The organism is Campylobacter concisus, from assembly GCF_002914195.1.
In the GTDB taxonomy this organism is placed as follows: domain Bacteria; phylum Campylobacterota; class Campylobacteria; order Campylobacterales; family Campylobacteraceae; genus Campylobacter_A; species Campylobacter_A concisus_M.
Genome location: NZ_PPAU01000002.1, coordinates 1 through 828 on the forward strand (window position 1 = coordinate 1; position 828 = coordinate 828).

At 57.1% G+C, this 828-nt stretch carries 1 protein-coding gene; it reads right to left on the reverse strand.

Features of this window, described 5'->3' with window-relative positions; all coding sequences use genetic code 11:
- Positions 1-115 precede the first annotated feature (115 nt).
- Positions 116-828: hypothetical protein (locus tag CYP28_RS10825; protein WP_219811229.1), on the reverse strand; the 713-nt coding region annotated here is incomplete at its 5' end.

The window sequence follows — 828 nt, forward strand, 5'->3', positions numbered from 1 at the left end:
CTACTTTCTTCCCCCCCTTTTTCCTCCCTCTTTCCCTCCCCTCTCTCTCCTTCTTTCTCTTTTCCCCCCTCCCCTTTCTTTCCCCCTCCTCTTTCCCTTTTCACCCAGCCCCATTTCATTCTTCCTCCTTTCCTTTTCTCCCCTCTTCCCCCCCTTCTTTCCTCCACCCCGCCTCCCACCTCCCAACTTTTTCCTTTCCCCCTCCTCCCTCCTCTCTCTCCCTTCTTTCCTCTTCCTTCCCCTCCTCCTTCCCCCCCCCCTCCCCCCTCCCCCCTTTTTCCCCTTCCCCCTTTTCCTCCTTTTTCCCTCTCCCTCCCCCTCCTCCTCTCTCTTCCTTTCCCCCCTTCTCCTCTTCTCTCTCTCCCCCCTTTCCTCTCCCTTTCTCCCCTCTCTCCTTTCCTCTCTCTTCTTTTCCTTCCCCCCCTTCCCCTCCCCCTCCCCCCTTTCCCTCTCTCCCTTCTTTCCCCCCTTCTTCTCTCTTCTTCTCCTTCTTTTCCCCCTTTTTTCCTCTCTTTTCTTTCCTCTTCTCTCTCCCTTCCTCCCCCTTTCTCCCCTCCCTCCTCCTCTCCCTCTCCTCCTCTTTTCCCTTTTCTTTTTCCCCCCCCTCTCCCTCTTTCTTTCTCCCTTCTCTCTCCCCCTCTCTTTCCCTTCTCTCTTCCTCTCCCTTCCCCTCCCCCCCCTTCCCTTCTTCCCTCTCCCTCTCCCCGCCACTGACCCTCTCTTGTTGCTTCTCCTTTCCCCCCCTCTTTTCTCTTCGTTCTTTTTTCTTCTTTCCTCCCTTTTCCCCCCCTTTCTCCCTCTCGTCCCCCCCTCCCCCCCCGCTCGCTT